The organism is Algoriphagus marinus, from assembly GCF_001936475.1.
In the GTDB taxonomy this organism is placed as follows: domain Bacteria; phylum Bacteroidota; class Bacteroidia; order Cytophagales; family Cyclobacteriaceae; genus Algoriphagus; species Algoriphagus marinus.
Genome location: NZ_MSPQ01000004.1, coordinates 50,425 through 67,215, shown reverse-complemented (window position 1 = coordinate 67,215; position 16,791 = coordinate 50,425). Strand labels below are relative to the sequence as shown.

Genomic DNA, 16,791 nt, shown 5'->3' with positions numbered 1-16,791 from the left:
GCAGCATTAAGGCCGGAAATTTCCGGCCTTTTCTTTTAACTTTAGCTCATGTGTTTAGCAGCAATTTCCTGGCAGGTCAACCCTAATTTTCCATTGGTAATCTCTGCAAATCGGGATGAGTTTTTTGAGCGTCCCACACAAGGACTGCATCGCTGGGAATCTGGTTTCTTTGGAGGGAAAGACCTTCGAAGCGGAGGTACCTGGCTGGGTTTTCATCCGAATGGGAGATGGGCTTTGCTGACCAATTTCCGGGATTTCAATTCGAGAAAAGTAGCTAAAATCAGTCGTGGAAAACTCGTTCAAGATTGGTTGGAAACCAATTTGGAAGCTGAGAATTATCTTCAGGAAATCCAGAAAAACCAAGAACAATATGAGGGTTTCAATCTATTGGTTTCAGATGGGCAAAGTCTTTGGTATTTGAGTAATTATTCACCAAAAATCCAAAAGCTTTCTCCTGGGATTTATGGCCTGAGCAATGGGCTTCTCAATGAATCCTGGCCGAAAACCGAATTGGCAATAAACCAACTGAAGGATATCATGAAAGGCGAACCGGACGAAAACAGCCTTCTGAGTAGTTTGAAATCAACCCAAACTTATGACTTCGAAAATTTACCTAAAACTGGAGTTCCTATTGATATGGAAATAGGCCTTTCGGCTCAATTGGTACGAATCGGGGAAAGCTACGGAACTGTTTCGGCTCTCGCAGTCGTTCAAGAAGCCTCAGGCTTAGTCCGAATGAAGGAAAGACAATTTCAATTTAACTACAGGGAATATCAGGACACTTCGGTTTCATTCCCCCTAAATAATACATAAAAACATGGAGCATTTTGACCTCATTATCATTGGAGGTGGCCCAATTGGCCTCGCCTGCGGAGTGGAAGCTAAAAAAGCAGGCTTGAATTATTTGATTTTGGAAAAGGGAGCTTTGACCAATTCCATCTTCAATTACCCAATTAATATGACTTTTTTCTCCACTTCCGATCGATTGGAAATGGCGGGAATTCCGTTCATGTCCGTGGGAAATAAACCCACGCGGACGGAAGCACTTGAATATTACCGAAGAATCTTTTTCCATTTTGATCTGAATGTCAAGCTATACGAAGGTGTGGAAACGCTTTCGAAGGCAGGAGATTTTTTCCAAATCAAAACCTCCAAATCCACTTATTCCACGAAGAAAATTGTAATGGCAACTGGCTTTTATGATCTGCCAAACTTGATGAATGTGCCAGGAGAAAATCTGCCAAAAGTCATGCATTATTATAAGGAGCCTTGGCCATTTATCGGACAAAAAGTGTTGGTCGTCGGAGGAGCAAACTCGGCCGTAGATGCTGCATTGGAAACATGGCGCAAAGGTGCCGAAGTGAGCATGGTCTTGCTCGAAGATGAAGTCGATCAGAATGTCAAATATTGGGTTCGCCCCGATATCATGAACCGCATCAAAGAAGGCTCAATCAAGGCCTACACCAAATCAAGGGTCAAAGAAATCCGACCAAATGAAGTGGTTATTTCTACTCTTGAAGGAGAAGTGACTATTGAAAATGACTTTGTGCTAGCGATGACAGGCTACAAACCCAATTTTGCCTTGCTCGAGCAACTGGGAGTGGAAATGAGCGAAGACGAAAAGCGGCAACCTTGCTACGATCAATACAATCAGGAATCCAATGTACCGGGAGTTTACCTCGCAGGCGTGGTTTGCGGAGGATTAAACACGCGGGAGTTCTTCATCGAAAACAGCATTGTGCATGCGGAGTCGATTGTGAGGGATATTGTGGAAAAGTTAGATTGAATCAATCTATCAATAGCTCTCCCCAATAGACAGTAAACTCTTCAGCCTCTTCCCCGGGATTAGGCTTTTTCATCCAATGGATTTTACCATCGATGATTTGGAAGCTCTCATAATGCATTTCGGGAAAATCTACTGGGAATATCTGACCTTCGAAGTCCATAAAAACCGTTTTCCGTCGGGTTTCTTTGAAGATTTGATTTAAGCCTTCCTTTGTTCGGTCCTTGCTTTTGTAGCGATTATAGTTATCTAAGTCAGTGGGTTTAGTACTATAACTGAGCAAGAAACCATTTTCAACAGCTTCAAATCCCTGAATTCTTGCTGGAAAAGGTTCATTGACCTGATCGGTAATTTGAGCCATTTGAATAGCTCCGGGTTCCCAGCCCTCATTTTCTTCAAATCCCGGCAAATTAATCTGTTTGCTTGACTCTAATTCTGGATTTCCATCATTCCAAGAATAGATGTAAAGGATAGGTTCATTTTGAAAAATCACAAATAACTTATTTACGGATTCATCTAAAACAAAAAGAGGCCTGAAATCCTCAAATGGATAAACTTTGCCACTTAAGAATTTTGAGCCTTCGGGAAAAGGCAAAATCAATCGATGTTCGCCTGTTTCCAAGTTTGTCAGCGCTAGGTTTTTTCTGTTTTGAAGATATTGCGGTCCGTATTCTAATATCTCGGATTCTAAGATATCCAAAGAATAAAGAACATTTTCCTGTCCGTTTATCGACACCAAAGCTGTTTGCCTAAAGAGATTGAAAGCTCCACCTAAACTCCATTGATTAGCAACTGGACTGGCACGACTGATCAACTCCCCATCCTTTGCAAAAACCCGTAAGCCCTCACCTATATCGATTAGGACAATTTCACCGGACTCCGAAACTTTCAAATTTTTCACAGCCAAGGAAAAAGCCCCGAGAACATCACCCATTTTAGTCCACTTATATACCAAGTCACCAGTCTCCCGCTCAAAAACATAAATAGTAGACGCCGAAGCATCACGGAAAATCAGATGCTCCTGATCTCCATCCTGAAAGATAAAGGTGGATGCAAGAATATCCCTGACAACCGTCGAATCTTCTGCGATCAGGGAGATGTTTTTCAAATTGTCGGTAATTTGTTGACTATCTTTTTCTGAGGGAGAGCAGGAAAAAATAAAAAGCAGGACAGGGATTATACGATGTATTTTCATTAAACCTTAGTTTTAAAATACTAGTATACTAAAAGTCTTCAATATTCTTCGTCAACGAGGAGTGATTACCTACTACTCCCCCACAAATTCCCTACCTTTGCAGCATATAAAATCGAGCCTGCCTGAGGTAGGCATCCAAATGGAAAAACTTCACGCAAGTCGGTAGTCTTTACCGTGTAAGATTCCATCTCATCTTTGAGAAAGAAAAAATAAACAGATGAAAAAGAAGCCATTTACGGTTGTCTACGAAGACAATCACCTCATAATAGTAAATAAAGCCGCGGGAATACTCGTGCAGGGAGATAAGACTGGTGATAAAACACTGATCGATTACCTCAAGGAATACATTGCAAAAAAATACGATAAACCCGGTGCAGTATTCTTGCATCCGATTCATCGCTTGGATCGTCCGGTCAGCGGTTTAGTGGCTTTTGCCCGTACTTCCAAAGGCTTGGAGCGCATGATGGAGATTTTCCGAAAGCGGGAGATTCACAAAGTGTATTGGGCCATCGTAAAGCGAAAGCCCAAAGAAGAAATGGGAAAACTAACCCATTGGCTTGTCAAAGACGAGCAGAAAAATGTAGTCACTGCACATGATCGAGAAGTTCCAGGCTCTCAAAAAGCAGAGTTGAATTACAAGACACTTGGATTTATGAATGATCACTGGCTGTTGGAAGTTCGTCCGATATCTGGCCGTCCACATCAGATTCGAGTGCAATTAGCATCAATGGGCTGCCCGATTCGTGGCGATTTGAAGTATGGCTTTGCGAAAGCAAATCCTGATGCCAGCATTAACCTGCATGCCTTCCAGTTGATTTTCGAACATCCAATCAAAAAAGAAAAATTGTACCTACGGGCTGCAGTTCCAGAGGAAGAATTCTGGGAGCAGTTTCTTCATTTTGAAAGCATCAAAGCCAAGGATCAGCATTTGGATAACACGTTTTCGGGATAAATTTTAAAATTGAGAAAGCTAAAGGATGAAAGCTAAAAAGCTTAACCTCCAATAAATGGTATAAGAGATGAAATCGAGCATGACGCAAGCGACACACACTGGGATGTCCCGATAATTATCGGGAAAGTATTGCGAAGATTCCATGTGGCCATTAATAATCAAATTATAAACACATGAAAAAATTACTTCTGATCCTCTTGGGAGGTCTTTTTCTCGTAAGCTGTGGAAGCAGCCCAGAACCCAAAACCATCTACATCGTGCGTCACGCCGAAAAGATGCTGGTGGAAGATCCTGATCCGGAACTGGCTCAAGTAGGTATTATCCGAGCAACAAAGCTCGCCCAAATTCTGGCGGATAAGGAAATCAAGCATGTGTTCTCCACAGATTACAAGCGAACCAAATACACTGCTTGGCCAAGCGCTGATCAAGCCGGTGTGGAGATTCAGGTTTATGATCCAAGAGACCAGGAAGCTTTTGCGGAAAAATTGAAAGGTTTGGAAGGGAATATTTTGGTGGTAGGCCATAGCAATACAGTTCCGGAATTAGCTAATTTTTTCATTGGATCAGGTAAAAAGTTTCCGAATCTTACTGACGACGAATATCAATTTATTTATGTGGTGACACTGGATAAATCAGGAGCGCAGGTGGAGCAGAAAACTTATAAGGATTTTTAAACCACCACCACCTCTATGCCCTTTTCCTCCAATTTTTGACGATAGATTTCAGGAATTCCTGAGTCCGTGATGATAATATCGATATCCTCGAGTTCGCAGATTTTACCGAAGCCCTTTCTGCCAAATTTCCGGCTATCTGCCAGTACAATTGTCTTTTGTACCGAGCGAATCATCTGAGCATTCAAGTGGGCTTCCATCATATTGGAAGTAGTCAAGCCATGCTCTAGACTGATCCCATCCACGCTTAGAAAAAGCTTACTGCAGGCAAAGTTTTTCAGCATCTCTTCCGCATAATGCCCAACTGCAGAGCTACTACTTTTTCGCACTACTCCACCCAGTTGTACCAGCTCCACTTCAGGGTTATCGATTAGCGCTAGGGTCACATTCATGGCTGCGGTGAGAACTGTCAATGGTTTGTTTTTGGGGATCGCTTGCGCAAAAGCCACTACAGTTGTTCCCGAGCCAATTAAGACGGCTTCTTTTTCCTCCAAAAAGTCCAAGGCCTTTTCTGCAATCTTGGTTTTCTCCGCAACCTGTTCCAGCTTTTTCACCTGAACAGAGCGGTCAGAAACATAGGGCGAAACCGGCGTGGCGGAGCCATGAGATCGAAAAAGCAAACCCTTGTCCTCCAGGATTTTCAAGTCTTTACGAATCGTCACCATGGTCACTTCCATGTTTTTGGCTAGTTCGGAAACCGATACAAATCCAGCTCGATTCAGTTCGTCTAAAATGTATTTATGTCGCTCGGCAATGGTCATTTCCCTTTCGTTTGAAAGCTAAAACTACTCAAAAAGAAATCGAATTGAAATATTTAGAATTCTTTTTGTTTCTTTTACTTTCTTTTTATTTCCTTTAGTTTACTTTTGTGGAAGAGGTAAAATGATATGAATAGAGAAGAAAACTTAAGCCAACTCAAAGACGAAACCAAAATCTGGGATATTGCCATCATAGGTGGAGGTTCCTCAGGATTGGGCGTTGCCTTGGATGCGATATCCAGAGGAATGTCTGTTTTACTTTTGGAGAAAGCGGATTTTGCAAAGGGCACCTCCAGCCGAAGCACCAAGCTGGTCCATGGAGGTGTTCGCTACCTAGCACAAGGAGATGTGATGTTGGTATTGGAAGCGCTGAAAGAGCGGGGCAGGTTATTGAAAAATGCTGCACACTTGGCACATGATCAGCCCTTTATTATTCCTATTTATACTTGGTTTGACCGCATTCAATATACCGTCGGATTGAAAATATACGACTGGATGGCAGGGAAACTTCGAATCGGAAAGTCAAAATGGATCTCCAAAGCTGCTACGATCGCTCGGCTTCCAGCTATCAAGCAAAAAGGATTAATGGGTGGCGTAGTTTATTACGATGGGCAATTTGATGATGCCCGACTCGCAGTGGCTATCGCCCAAACGGCTGATGCGGCTGGAGCCTGCATCCTGAACTACACCAAGGTGGCTGATCTCATTAAAAACGATTCTGGAAAAATTACCGGATTAAAAGTTCGGGATGAAATAGGTAAGCATAATTATACTGTAAATGCTAAAATGGTGGTCAACGCCACCGGAGTTTTCGCGGACAAGATTCTTCAAATGGATAATCCCGAAGCGCCGAAGATGATCCAGCCTAGCCAAGGGATTCATTTGGTGATGGACTTGGATTTCCTAGGTGGAACAGATGCGCTGATGATCCCAAAAACCAGAGATGGTCGGGTACTTTTTGCTGTGCCTTGGCATGGCAAATTGGTGGTGGGAACGACTGACACCCTTCGTGAAAAACCGAAACTGGAACCAGAGGCATTGAAAAAAGAAATTGACTTTGTACTTGAAACAGCTGCCGGTTACCTGACCAAAGAACCAACACGGGCAGATGTAAAAGCCGTATTCGCAGGGCTAAGACCTTTAGCCAGACCAAAAGAAGGAAGCACGAAAACCAAGGAAATCTCCCGGTCACACAAAGTTATTCTTTCTCAAAGCGGCCTAGTAACCTTAACGGGTGGAAAATGGACCACTTTCCGCAAAATGGGTGAAGACACAGTAGATTATTTCGAACAAGTGACTGGAACGAAACCAAATGCTTCCACTTCTGCCGATATGAAAATCCAAGGAAATACCACCAAACCAGAAAAAGGGCATTGGGGAGTCTATGGGACAGATGCAAAGGCAATCCATGCTTTGGCTGAAAGCCATCCCGAATGGAAAGAAAAAATTCACCCAGACTTCCCAAATATCCTCGCCGAAGTCATCTGGGCAATCCGAAATGAAATGGCAGTAAAACTCGATGATGTACTTTCTAGAAGAATTCGAATGCTGATTCTGGATGCACAGGCGGCAATTGATTCCGCTCCCAAAGTAGTCAAGTTGATGGCTGAGGAAATGGGGAAAGATCAAGCTTGGATTGCAGCCGAACTTGCGGACTTCCAAAAAACTGCTGAAAAGTATTTGATCAAATAGTCAACGTATTTTAATCGTTTGTTCGCTGACATCAATTATTTTAAGAATTCAATTAGAAAAACAATAACCCAATGACCCAAACGAAACCCTACCTACTTGCGCTGGATCAAGGAACCACCAGTTCCAGAGCGATTGTATTTGATAAAAAAGGAAAAATCGTATCCACTGCCCAGAAGGAATTTAAGCAGCATTTTCCAAATCAAGGTTGGGTAGAACATGATCCGGAAGAAATCTGGACCTCACAGTCTGCAGTGATGATAGAAGCCTTAGTTAATAAAGGGATTCGGGTAGATCAGATTGCAGGGATTGGCATCACCAATCAGCGGGAGACCACGATCGTTTGGGATCGAAAAACAGGAAAGGCCCTCCACAATGCGATTGTTTGGCAAGATCGAAGAACAGCCGCTTTTTGCGATAGCCTTAAAGAAAAAGGACATGCGGAAATGATCGCTTCGAAGACCGGACTGATCATCGATGCCTATTTTTCTGCCACAAAAATCCGATGGATTCTGGAAAATGTGGACGGCGCCAGAGCAAGAGCTGAAGCTGGAGAATTGGCTTTCGGAACAGTTGATTCCTGGCTGGTCTGGAAACTCACCGCTGGAAAAAATCACTTGACTGACATTACCAATGCCAGTCGAACCATGCTTTTCAATATTCATACCCAGGAATGGGATCAGGAATTATTGGAGCTTTTTGGCGTGCCAGCATCCATGCTTCCAGAAGTTAAATCCTGCTCAGAAATCTATTGTGAAACTGCAGGCGATGTACTCAGTACCAAAATCCCGATCGCCGGAATCGCAGGGGATCAGCAAGCTGCACTTTTCGGGCAACTCTGTATCGAACCGGGAATGGCCAAGACTACTTATGGCACGGGTTGCTTTCTGGTCATGAATACAGGAACCAAAGCCGTCCGATCCAAAAACCAATTACTAACGACCGTAGCCTGGAAGATCGGAGACGAAATCAATTATGCACTCGAGGGATCGGTTTTCATTGGTGGTGCTGCGATCCAATGGCTTAGAGATGGGATAGAGCTCTTTGGAAATGCGAAAGAGTCAGAGAAATTAGCATTAAGTCTAGAAGACAATGATGGGGTTTACTTTGTTCCAGCTTTGGCTGGATTGGGCGCTCCGCATTGGGATCAAAATGCCAGAGGTGCATTTTTTGGAATCACAAGAGGCACAACCATTGCGCATTTCACGCGGGCTGCTTTGGAGGCGATCGCATACCAAGTGTACGACGTATTGAAAGCCATGGAAAAAGACAGTGGAAAACCAACCACCGAACTTCGAGTCGATGGTGGAGCCACCGCAAATAATTTCCTGATGCAGTTTCAGGCTGACTTGTTGGATTGCGAAATCAAGCGTCCTGAGATTATTGAAACGACCGCAATAGGCGCAGCATTTTTGGCTGGTTTGGCTGTTGGGTTTTGGGAAAGTAGAGAAGAACTTCAAGCACTTTGGACGGCAGATCGAAGTTTCACTCCAGAGATGGATCGCGAAAAGCGAGAAAAAATGCTGCACTTTTGGCACAAAGCTGTAGAGCGGTCAAAAAATTGGATCGAATAAAGATATCCTTTTATCTTGGACTACAATTCCTAATAAACCCACCCAATCAACCTTATGAATCCTTACTTAGCAGAATTTATCGGAACAGCCTTGCTTTTGCTTTTAGGTTCCGGAGTCGTCGCCAATATGCTTTTACCCCATACCAAAGGAAGTGGTGGTGGGATCATGGAAATCTCTACCGCTTGGGCACTCGCAGTATTCGTGGGGGTGGTGGTAGCGGGACCACACAGTGGAGCTCATTTGAATCCTGCAGTAACCATAGGTCTGGGAATCACTGGACAGTTTGATTGGGCTATGGCACCTGGCTATATACTTTCCCAAATTTCAGGAGCAATGGTTGGAGTAGGCTTGGCATGGCTGATGTATAAAGACCATTATGAAGCAGAAACTGACCCCGGAATTATTGCAGCTCCATTTGGAACCGGACCTGCAATCCGAAATATTAAACTCAATTTTCTATCTGAATTGATAGGCACTTTTGTTTTGATTTTAGTGATTCTATACAATTCCGGAGTTAAGCTCGGGGATGCCACAGAAACTCCGATCGGGATGGGATCCTTAGGTGCAATTCCTGTAGCATTCCTTGTTTGGGTAATTGGTTTGTCATTGGGAGGAACTACCGGATATGCCATAAATCCTGCTCGTGATTTTGGGCCAAGATTGATGCATCAGCTTTTACCGATCAAAGGCAAAGGACCTACTGACTGGTCCTATGCATGGATTCCGATTCTGGGTCCAATCACCGGTGCAGCCTTGGCAGCAGGATTTTATTTAGTGGCTGGAGGTTGAAAGAAGCCTATTTAAAAGATCCAGGAGTATTTCCAAAAATATAAATCAGGGATCGTAATCCCCGATTATAGGGATATTTGGTGATTATAATCACCAATTTTACGTATATTTGGAGATTATAATCACTAAACATGCACGTTTCCAGATCACTATTTTCAATTCTCAGTGCTAAAATTGACTTCAAGAAGGCAATTTTACTTTTAGGGCCAAGACAGGTTGGGAAAACCACCTTGGTCAGAAAGCTTGCTGAAAGTATTTCTTCAGATTATTTGTATTTAAATGGAGATGAAATTTCTGTTCAAAATGCGCTTTCCAATCCTAACCTTGCATTTCTCAAATCATACCTAGGGACTTCAAAAATTATTATCATTGATGAAGCACAGCGAATTCCCAGCATCGGTCTTACGCTCAAATTGATCATTGACAATTTTTCATCTGTTCAATTGATCGTAACTGGATCTTCGGCCTTGGAACTTTCCGAAACCATTAATGAACCTCTAACTGGAAGAAAGTGGGAATACAAACTTTATCCACTCAGCTGGTCAGAATTGACTACCACGCTTGGCTTGCCAACCACTTTGGGAAGTATTGAGAAATATTTGATTTTTGGCACCTATCCAGAGGTAGTCACTCAAAGTGGAAATGAAATCGATGTCTTGAATAATCTGGCGACGAGTTATTTATATAAAGACCTCCTGAATTTTCAAGGAATTCGTAAACCTGAGCTTTTAAATAAGATACTTCAGGCATTGGCTTGGCAGGTAGGTTCAGAGGTTAGTTTTAATGAACTAAGCAGGACTGTGCAAGCTGATAAAACAACAGTTTCCAACTATCTGGATCTTTTAGAAAAAGCATTTATTATCAAAAAACTTTCGCCATTTTCCAGAAATTTAAGGACTGAAATCAGCACCAGCCGCAAGTATTTTTTCATCGATAATGGAATTCGAAATGCAATCATCGGTAATTATGCTCCTATCATTTCTCGAAATGATATCGGAGGGCTTTGGGAAAATTTCCTTATTTCAGAACGACAAAAACTCCTGAGCTATTCTGGCTTCTATGGCCAATGTTATTTTTGGAGGACTGTAAGAGGGCAGGAAATAGACTATATCGAAGAAATAGATGGTAAAATCTACCCTTTCGAATTCAAATGGAATCCAAAGGCTAAAACAAAAATACCTCAGTCATTTATGGATAAATACACTCCTGAAAACCCAAAAATCATTCATCGTGAAAATTTCTGGGAGTGGCTAAACAGCTATCCCTATTAAATGAAAAAAGCTGAAACCCTCTCGGATTTCAGCTTTTCTATTTTTCAGCCTTCTGAATTTAGCCTTCTGACTTATTTCAGTATTTCTCTCGATATCACCAATTTCTGGATTTCACTTGTCCCTTCACCGATGGTACAAAGCTTTGAATCCCGATAGAATTTCTCCACCGGATAATCTTTTGTAAAGCCATAGCCTCCAAATATTTGAACTGCTTCATTAGAAACAGAAACGCAAACTTCAGAAGCATATAATTTGGCTTGAGCACCAGCTAGGGTCACTTTCTCACCTCGATTTTTCAAATCACAGGCTTTATAAATCAATAATTTTGAAGCCTCCACTTGGGTTGCCATATCTGCAAGTTTGAAGGAAATGCCTTGGAAAGAACTGATTGGCTTATTGAACTGATGACGTTCTTTGGAGTAAGCAATAGAAGCTTCAAGCGCTCCCTCTGCAATACCCAATGATAAAGCTGCAATAGAAATTCTTCCGCCATCAAGCACTTTCATGGATTGAATAAACCCATCTCCTACTTCGCCAAGAACTTGGCTTTCGTGTACGCGACAGTCTGTAAAAATCATTTCAGCTGTCTCTGAAGCGCGCATTCCCAACTTATCCTCTTTCCGACCGCCTTCAAAACCTGGAGTTCCCCGCTCAATCACAAAAGCAGTCATTCCATGAGAATCTCCAACTTCTCCAGTTCTTGCGATCACCACAGCGACATCACCAGATGCTCCGTGAGTAATAAAGTTTTTCGCCCCGTTCAGGACATAATGATCACCATCCTTGATTGCAACGGTTTTCATATTTCCTGCATCCGAACCTGTATTTGGTTCAGTTAAGCCCCAAGCCCCAAGCCATTCGCAGGAAGCTAGCTTTGGAATGTACTTTCGTTTTTGCTCCTCATTTCCAAACATGAAAATATGATTGGTGCAAAGAGAATTGTGGGCAGCCATCGAAAGACCGATGGATGGGTCAAGCTTGGAAAGCTCAACAATAGCAGTCACATACTCAAAATATCCAAATCCTGAACCTCCATACTCTGTAGGGATCAAGACACCCATCAGTCCGAGTTCGCCGAGTTTTTTGAAAAGTGGCTTTGGGAAATGAGATTGATCATCCCACTCTTTTCTAAAAGGAGTGATTTCTTTCGCACCGAAATCTCTGATCATCTGCGCGATCATCTTCTGATTTTCGTTTTCTGAAAAATTCATCATGTTAATTCTTTGGGTTTATATTTTGCTAATTTAACCTCAAGGTTTGTAATAAGTTTGGTATCTGCAAACCGTTTTTAAAAAGCAAAAAGACAACTTATTAGCCTAACAATTTTTTCAATCCCATTTTCTAACAATCACCAATTTTCATTTGGAAGCTGCATAAAATACCAAATCAACTATTTCATTTGCCTATACTCTCATTTTTCACTTATTTTCTTCCCAAATAGCTTTCAATGAAGAAAATTTACTTTGTCCTCCTTTTTTTAAGCCTGATCGTTAACTCTCCCGCTTTTACCCAAAGCCAAAGAGAACTCTTAGACAGTTTAAAAACAGCTCTAAACCAAGCCGAAAATCCTACCGACCAAGCAACTATTCTATCCGAACTGGTGTGGAACTATGTCCCGATATCCATGGACTCCGCAATAATTTTTGGGGAAAGAGGCATTGAAACAGCAAAACCCTTGAATGATCCCGCTCTTCTAAGTCAGCTCTACAGTGACTTGGGCTATGCCTGGATGGAAAAGGGCGAGTTGGTCAATGCGCGTGAAAATTATCAAAATGCTTTAAAACTAAGAGTTGAGCTTGGAGATTCAGCAAAAATTTACGGTACAATCACCAATTTAGGCTCTGTTTACCAACGGGATTTTCAGTCAGACTCTGCGATGGTGAATTATCTGAAAGCTTTGGCTTTTTTTGAGCGAACAGGAAATGAGCGGTACGCTGATTTCGTTAAAAATAATATTGGAGTGATTTATCTCGAGATGAGAAATTATCCAAAAGCGCTGGAGATTCTAAAGCAAGTCGCAGAATACCGCAAAAGCCAAGAAGATGATTACAATCTGGCGATGACCTACACCAATCTGGGAAATGTCTATAAGAATTTAAATCAATTTAATGACGCAGAAAAAACCTATCTGGAAGCATTAGAAATCTTTAAGGACTTTGAGGATATTTATTATACCGCCACTACTTTTAACAACCTTGCTACGCTTTATAACACTCAGAAAAAAAGCAATCTAGCAATTGATTTTGCAGAAAAAGGACTTGAATTAGCAGATCAGGCTGGAGCTACTTATGATTATGCATTGATCGAATCTAATCTAGCCCAGTCTTACAATGACCTCAAGGACTATCCTAAATCCCGGGAATATTACCTTCGAGCTTTGAGAAATTTTGAGTCTCAAAATGCTGAAGATGATATCGCCAGCATGTATTTGCTGATGTCCCCAGTATATGCCGCTTTGGGAATGCCGGACAGCGCAGCTTTTTACACTTCGGAGTATGTGACTCTAAACAAAAAGATCGCAGAACAAGAAATCCAACAATTGACCTCAGATCTGGAAACACGCTACCAAACCGAAAAGAAAGATGCTGCCCTTGCACAGCAGGAACTAGAAATACGCAACCGTACCATTCAACTTTTCGGATCATTGGCCTTAGCTATTATTCTTGCAATCGTTGGATATTTACTTTATTCACAGCAAAAACTCAAAAACCAACAACTCAAGCAAGAAGGCGAACTTCGTGCAGCTTTGGCTCAAATCGAGACTCAAAATAAGCTTCAAGAACAACGGCTTTTGATCTCTAGAGATCTTCATGATAATATCGGTGCGCAACTCACCTTTATCATTTCTGCTATCGAAAACCTAAAATATTTTGATCCGATAAAGGATCAGCTGACCCAGCGATACGACACAATTGCGAATTTTACCAAACAGACCATCACAGAGCTTCGTGACACCATCTGGGCGATGAATGCTGGCCAAGTTAGTTGGGAGCAATTGTCGGGAAGGATCTCTGATTACTTGCAGCGTGCCCGACTTTCTGATGAAAAAGTAAGCTTTGAATTTCTGGGAGGGGAGAATCTGGATTCGAATCTTCGGTTTGATTCGGCAAGTGGAATTCAAATCTATCGAATCTTGCAAGAGGCAATCCAAAATGCTATCAAATATTCTGAAGCTTCCGCGATTCAAGTCAGTATTTCGCAGGAAAAAGATACCCTCAAACTTCAGATCAAAGACAATGGAAAAGGTTTTGAAGAGTCAAAAATCACTCCCGGAAATGGCCTTTTCAATATGCGGAAAAGAGCGGAAGAGTTAAAAGGAGACCTGAATATACAATCCAAAACAGGAGAAGGAACTAGTATTACGCTAACCTGGCCAATTTCTTAAAGCTGCTTTCAGATTACCTGCCCTCTGCTTACTGCCAACTGATTACTGCCTACTGCTAACTGCTAACTGATTACTGCCTACTGATAAACTGCCCTCTGAAATAGGCCCTTTGCCGTATTCCTCTTCGGAACTGTGTGTAGTAAATTTGAATACTAGGAAAATTCCCCTAGCGCTTATGTTGCTTGCCTTATTAGAAACTTATTTTTTGAGTGGATTGACGCTATTGGTTTTAGTGAGCATAGGTCTTTTACATTTTTTGCTTTTTAGAGAGTATTTCAAACAAGAGAAACTTCAGTCAAAGCGACTCCAAGACCTTGAAAACCTAGTAATTGCCGAGCTTTTTAGATCCAAGGCCATGAGTATTCAAAACCGCAGCCTAGACCAGATAAAAGCAAAAACTCAAGAACAACTCGATCTGATCAAACATCAAGTCGATGCTATGAAAAGCATGGAAAAAAATAAATCAAACTCTTGAAATCATGAATGGAACCGCTTACGTTTTTTTGAATAGAAAAGGAGCAGGAGGGCTAGGCCATGTAGGCTGCGCTTTCCTACTTTCAAATGGATTGATGAGATGTACTTCAACCGAAAATCAAGCTGGGAATGGTTTTTCAGCTGCAGCCTACAAAGGTTTTTGGACAGAAGATTGCCCCAATAAACTTGAAGAAATAGTTCGTGTTTTTCAGCGTAAAAAAACCCTCAGCATTCCTTTAGGTGCAAGAGATAAAAATGGCTTACTCATGAATCCCGGTCAAGGGAAAACCTGGTATAGTGAACCTTATACAGAATGGAAACGATTGGATGTCCCAAATGTGAATCCTGCTCAAGCTACCAAAATGATGCTAAAGCGAAGTCGAGAGGGCTATAGTATTGTAGATAGAAATTGTGAAAACGATGTTTACGATATTCTCCATGACGAAGGAAGCGGTTATGGAATCACCGCAAACAGCTTTGCGAGTCGAATTTATATCGGCTGGGTACAATCAGCATTTGGGCCTAATGCATGGTTTGATCATCATATCGGCGCCTCAGGAAAAGGTTTGCTTTAAACCTTTTTCACTGGTTAAAAACTTCAAAAATTGAGCACAATAGGGTGTTCAATTTTTCCACATGGTTACCTTACCAACTGGTAGGTTTATAATCCTTCAAAAACTTCCCGCACCAATGCTTTCCGGAATTGATCCCATCAAACAAAGGATCCAATACCCGAGCAGCTCCATCCACAATATCCAGTGGTGGTTGAAAATCATGAATCTCCTGTTTCCGCTTTGCTAACTCAGCAGGATCCTCATCCGTCACCCAACCTGTATCCACTGCATTGGTATAGATTCCAAATTTCGCAAAATCACTCGCTGAGGTCAGCGTCATCATGTTCAATGCAGCCTTTGCCATGTTGGTATGCGGATGTCTGGATTCCTTATGGAATTGATGGAATTTACCCTCCATCGCCGAGACGTTGATGATATGTTTTTTGCCTGTGTTTTCTCTTTTCATCAGATTCACCAAGCGATTACAAAGCACAAACGGAGCAACTGAGTTTACCAATTGTACTTCCAACATTTCGTTGGTTTGGATTTCACCAAGCTTCAGTCTCCAACTGTTCGTCTTTCTCAAATCCACTTGCTGGAGATCCGCATCCAATTTCCCTGCGGGAAAAATCTCATCCGAACTCAAAGAATCATCCATGCTATAAGGAATCTGGGTCAATTGAGCAGATGAAGTAAGCCCTATTCCCAACTGCTTACCATGCCAAGAAACAGGAAGATTTTTGTTTTCACCTTCGGTAAATTCTTGGCTGAGCAACTGCAATTCCTTCAAGCAAGTTTGATGAGCTGTTAGCAATTTTTGGGCAGCAGGTGAAATATCTTTCCAGGCCAAAGATTCATTTTCCATCAAATGCTGGTAAAAACCGGATGGACGCCGTACCGTCTGAGCGGCATTATTGATCAAGATATCTAATCGATCATAGCGCTGTTCGATGTAATTACAGAAAATCTCCACGCTTGGAATATGTCTTAAATCCAAACCATGAATATGTAATCGATCGCCCCATTCGCTGAAGTCAGGTTCCTTTGAAAAGCGCAAAGCAGAATCTACTGGAAATCTGGTGGTAGCAATTACCATTGCTCCGGCTCGCAGCATCATCAAGGTAATATGGTATCCGATTTTCAATCGCGAACCTGTCACCAAAGCCACTTGTCCTGTCAGGTCAGCAGTCTGAAAGCGCTTTGCATAATTGAACTCCCCACAATCCGGACACATCGTATCATAGAAATGGTGAAGGATATCAAATGAGTTTTTACAAACATAGCATTCGCGGGGTGAGGCCAGTTTAACAGTAGAATCAGCATCTTTATTTCCCAAAGCCAACTGACTCGGCGCAATAAAAACAGCTGCTTCCCGAGCCGAACGGATTCCTGTAGCATTGCGAGCTTGAATATCAATCGCCACTATTTTCTTGCGTCTAATTTTCTTTGCCCCTTTTTTCCGTAATGCCAGTTCCTCTTTACTCGGTCGGGAAAGCTGCCCAGCAGCAATAAAAAGCGCTTTTCTTCGCTCCAATGGGATCTCAAAAATCCGATCTGTATTCGCGTTCAATCCCTCTAAAAACTCGATACATTGATCGATTTGCTCTTGAGTGAAAGTTGATTTTTCCTTTTCTTGACCTGCCATATTGCTATTACTAGGCGGCAAAAGTAAAGATTAAAAAATGGGAAAAGAAAA

15 protein-coding genes are annotated in these 16,791 nt (G+C 42.0%); 11 read left to right on the top strand and 4 right to left on the bottom strand.

What is annotated here, in order from left to right; translation table 11 throughout:
* The first annotated feature begins 48 nt into the window (after positions 1 to 48).
* Both BVC88_RS08440 and BVC88_RS08435 read left to right on the top strand, forming a co-directional pair.
* Complete coding sequence (locus BVC88_RS08440; RefSeq protein WP_075350239.1) at positions 49 to 813, top strand: NRDE family protein; 765 nt, start codon at positions 49 to 51, stop codon at positions 811 to 813.
* Between the two features lie 4 nt (positions 814 to 817).
* Positions 818 to 1,786 carry a YpdA family putative bacillithiol disulfide reductase gene (locus tag BVC88_RS08435; protein ID WP_075350238.1) on the top strand — a complete coding sequence of 323 codons (969 nt, stop codon included), beginning with the start codon at positions 818 to 820 and terminating at the stop codon, positions 1,784 to 1,786.
* Position 1,787: 1 nt separating this feature from the next.
* Here the strand turns inward: BVC88_RS08435 and BVC88_RS08430 are convergent, their stop codons facing one another.
* Complete coding sequence (locus BVC88_RS08430; protein ID WP_075350237.1) at positions 1,788 to 2,978, bottom strand: hypothetical protein; 1,191 nt, start codon at positions 2,976 to 2,978, stop codon at positions 1,788 to 1,790.
* Positions 2,979 to 3,195: 217 nt separating this feature from the next.
* On the opposite strand from BVC88_RS08430, the gene BVC88_RS08425 reads away from it, so the two are divergent.
* Entirely contained in the window at positions 3,196 to 3,930 is a 735-nt protein-coding gene (locus BVC88_RS08425; RefSeq protein ID WP_075350236.1) for an RluA family pseudouridine synthase, read from the top strand.
* Positions 3,931 to 4,103: 173 nt separating this feature from the next.
* Positions 4,104 to 4,604: a SixA phosphatase family protein gene (locus BVC88_RS08420; RefSeq protein WP_075350235.1), complete on the top strand. Its 501-nt coding sequence runs from the start codon at positions 4,104 to 4,106 to the stop codon at positions 4,602 to 4,604.
* Here BVC88_RS08420 and BVC88_RS08415 read toward each other — a convergent pair.
* On the bottom strand, positions 4,601 to 5,362 hold the full coding sequence (locus tag BVC88_RS08415) for a DeoR/GlpR family DNA-binding transcription regulator (protein WP_075350234.1): 762 nt from the start codon (positions 5,360 to 5,362) through the stop codon (positions 4,601 to 4,603). The genes BVC88_RS08420 and BVC88_RS08415 overlap by 4 nt on opposite strands.
* Positions 5,363 to 5,488: 126 nt before the next feature.
* On the opposite strand from BVC88_RS08415, the gene BVC88_RS08410 reads away from it, so the two are divergent.
* The 4 genes from BVC88_RS08410 (at position 5,489) to BVC88_RS08395 (ending at position 10,682) form a co-directional block, all read left to right on the top strand.
* The gene (locus BVC88_RS08410; protein WP_075350233.1) at positions 5,489 to 7,051 is read left to right on the top strand and encodes a glycerol-3-phosphate dehydrogenase/oxidase; all 1,563 of its coding nucleotides are present in this window, start codon (positions 5,489 to 5,491) and stop codon (positions 7,049 to 7,051) included.
* A 71-nt stretch (positions 7,052 to 7,122) separates the two neighbouring features.
* Entirely contained in the window at positions 7,123 to 8,622 is a 1,500-nt protein-coding gene (glpK, locus tag BVC88_RS08405; RefSeq protein WP_075350232.1) for a glycerol kinase GlpK, read from the top strand.
* A 54-nt stretch (positions 8,623 to 8,676) separates the two neighbouring features.
* Positions 8,677 to 9,411, top strand: coding sequence for an MIP/aquaporin family protein (locus BVC88_RS08400; protein ID WP_075350231.1), 735 nt, complete (start codon positions 8,677 to 8,679; stop codon positions 9,409 to 9,411).
* Positions 9,412 to 9,542: 131 nt separating this feature from the next.
* A complete protein-coding gene (locus tag BVC88_RS08395; RefSeq protein ID WP_075350230.1) occupies positions 9,543 to 10,682 on the top strand; it encodes an ATP-binding protein in 1,140 nt (379 codons plus the stop codon).
* 71 nt (positions 10,683 to 10,753) lie between these two features.
* Here BVC88_RS08395 and BVC88_RS08390 read toward each other — a convergent pair whose 3' ends face one another.
* Positions 10,754 to 11,893 carry an acyl-CoA dehydrogenase family protein gene (locus BVC88_RS08390; RefSeq protein ID WP_075350304.1) on the bottom strand — a complete coding sequence of 380 codons (1,140 nt, stop codon included), beginning with the start codon at positions 11,891 to 11,893 and terminating at the stop codon, positions 10,754 to 10,756.
* 236 nt (positions 11,894 to 12,129) lie between these two features.
* Between BVC88_RS08390 and BVC88_RS08385 the strand changes: the two genes are divergently transcribed.
* The 3 genes from BVC88_RS08385 to BVC88_RS08375 all read left to right on the top strand — a co-directional run bounded on the left by BVC88_RS08385 (position 12,130) and on the right by BVC88_RS08375 (position 15,116).
* Entirely contained in the window at positions 12,130 to 14,067 is a 1,938-nt protein-coding gene (locus BVC88_RS08385; RefSeq protein ID WP_075350229.1) for a tetratricopeptide repeat-containing sensor histidine kinase, read from the top strand.
* 175 nt (positions 14,068 to 14,242) lie between these two features.
* Positions 14,243 to 14,542, top strand: coding sequence for a hypothetical protein (locus BVC88_RS08380; protein WP_075350228.1), 300 nt, complete (start codon positions 14,243 to 14,245; stop codon positions 14,540 to 14,542).
* Positions 14,543 to 14,546: 4 nt separating this feature from the next.
* Positions 14,547 to 15,116, top strand: coding sequence for a hypothetical protein (locus BVC88_RS08375; protein WP_075350227.1), 570 nt, complete (start codon positions 14,547 to 14,549; stop codon positions 15,114 to 15,116).
* A 70-nt stretch (positions 15,117 to 15,186) separates the two neighbouring features.
* Here the strand turns inward: BVC88_RS08375 and BVC88_RS08370 are convergent, their stop codons facing one another.
* On the bottom strand, positions 15,187 to 16,761 hold the full coding sequence (locus tag BVC88_RS08370; protein WP_245803618.1) for an SDR family NAD(P)-dependent oxidoreductase: 1,575 nt from the start codon (positions 16,759 to 16,761) through the stop codon (positions 15,187 to 15,189).
* Positions 16,762 to 16,791: the final 30 nt, after the last annotated feature.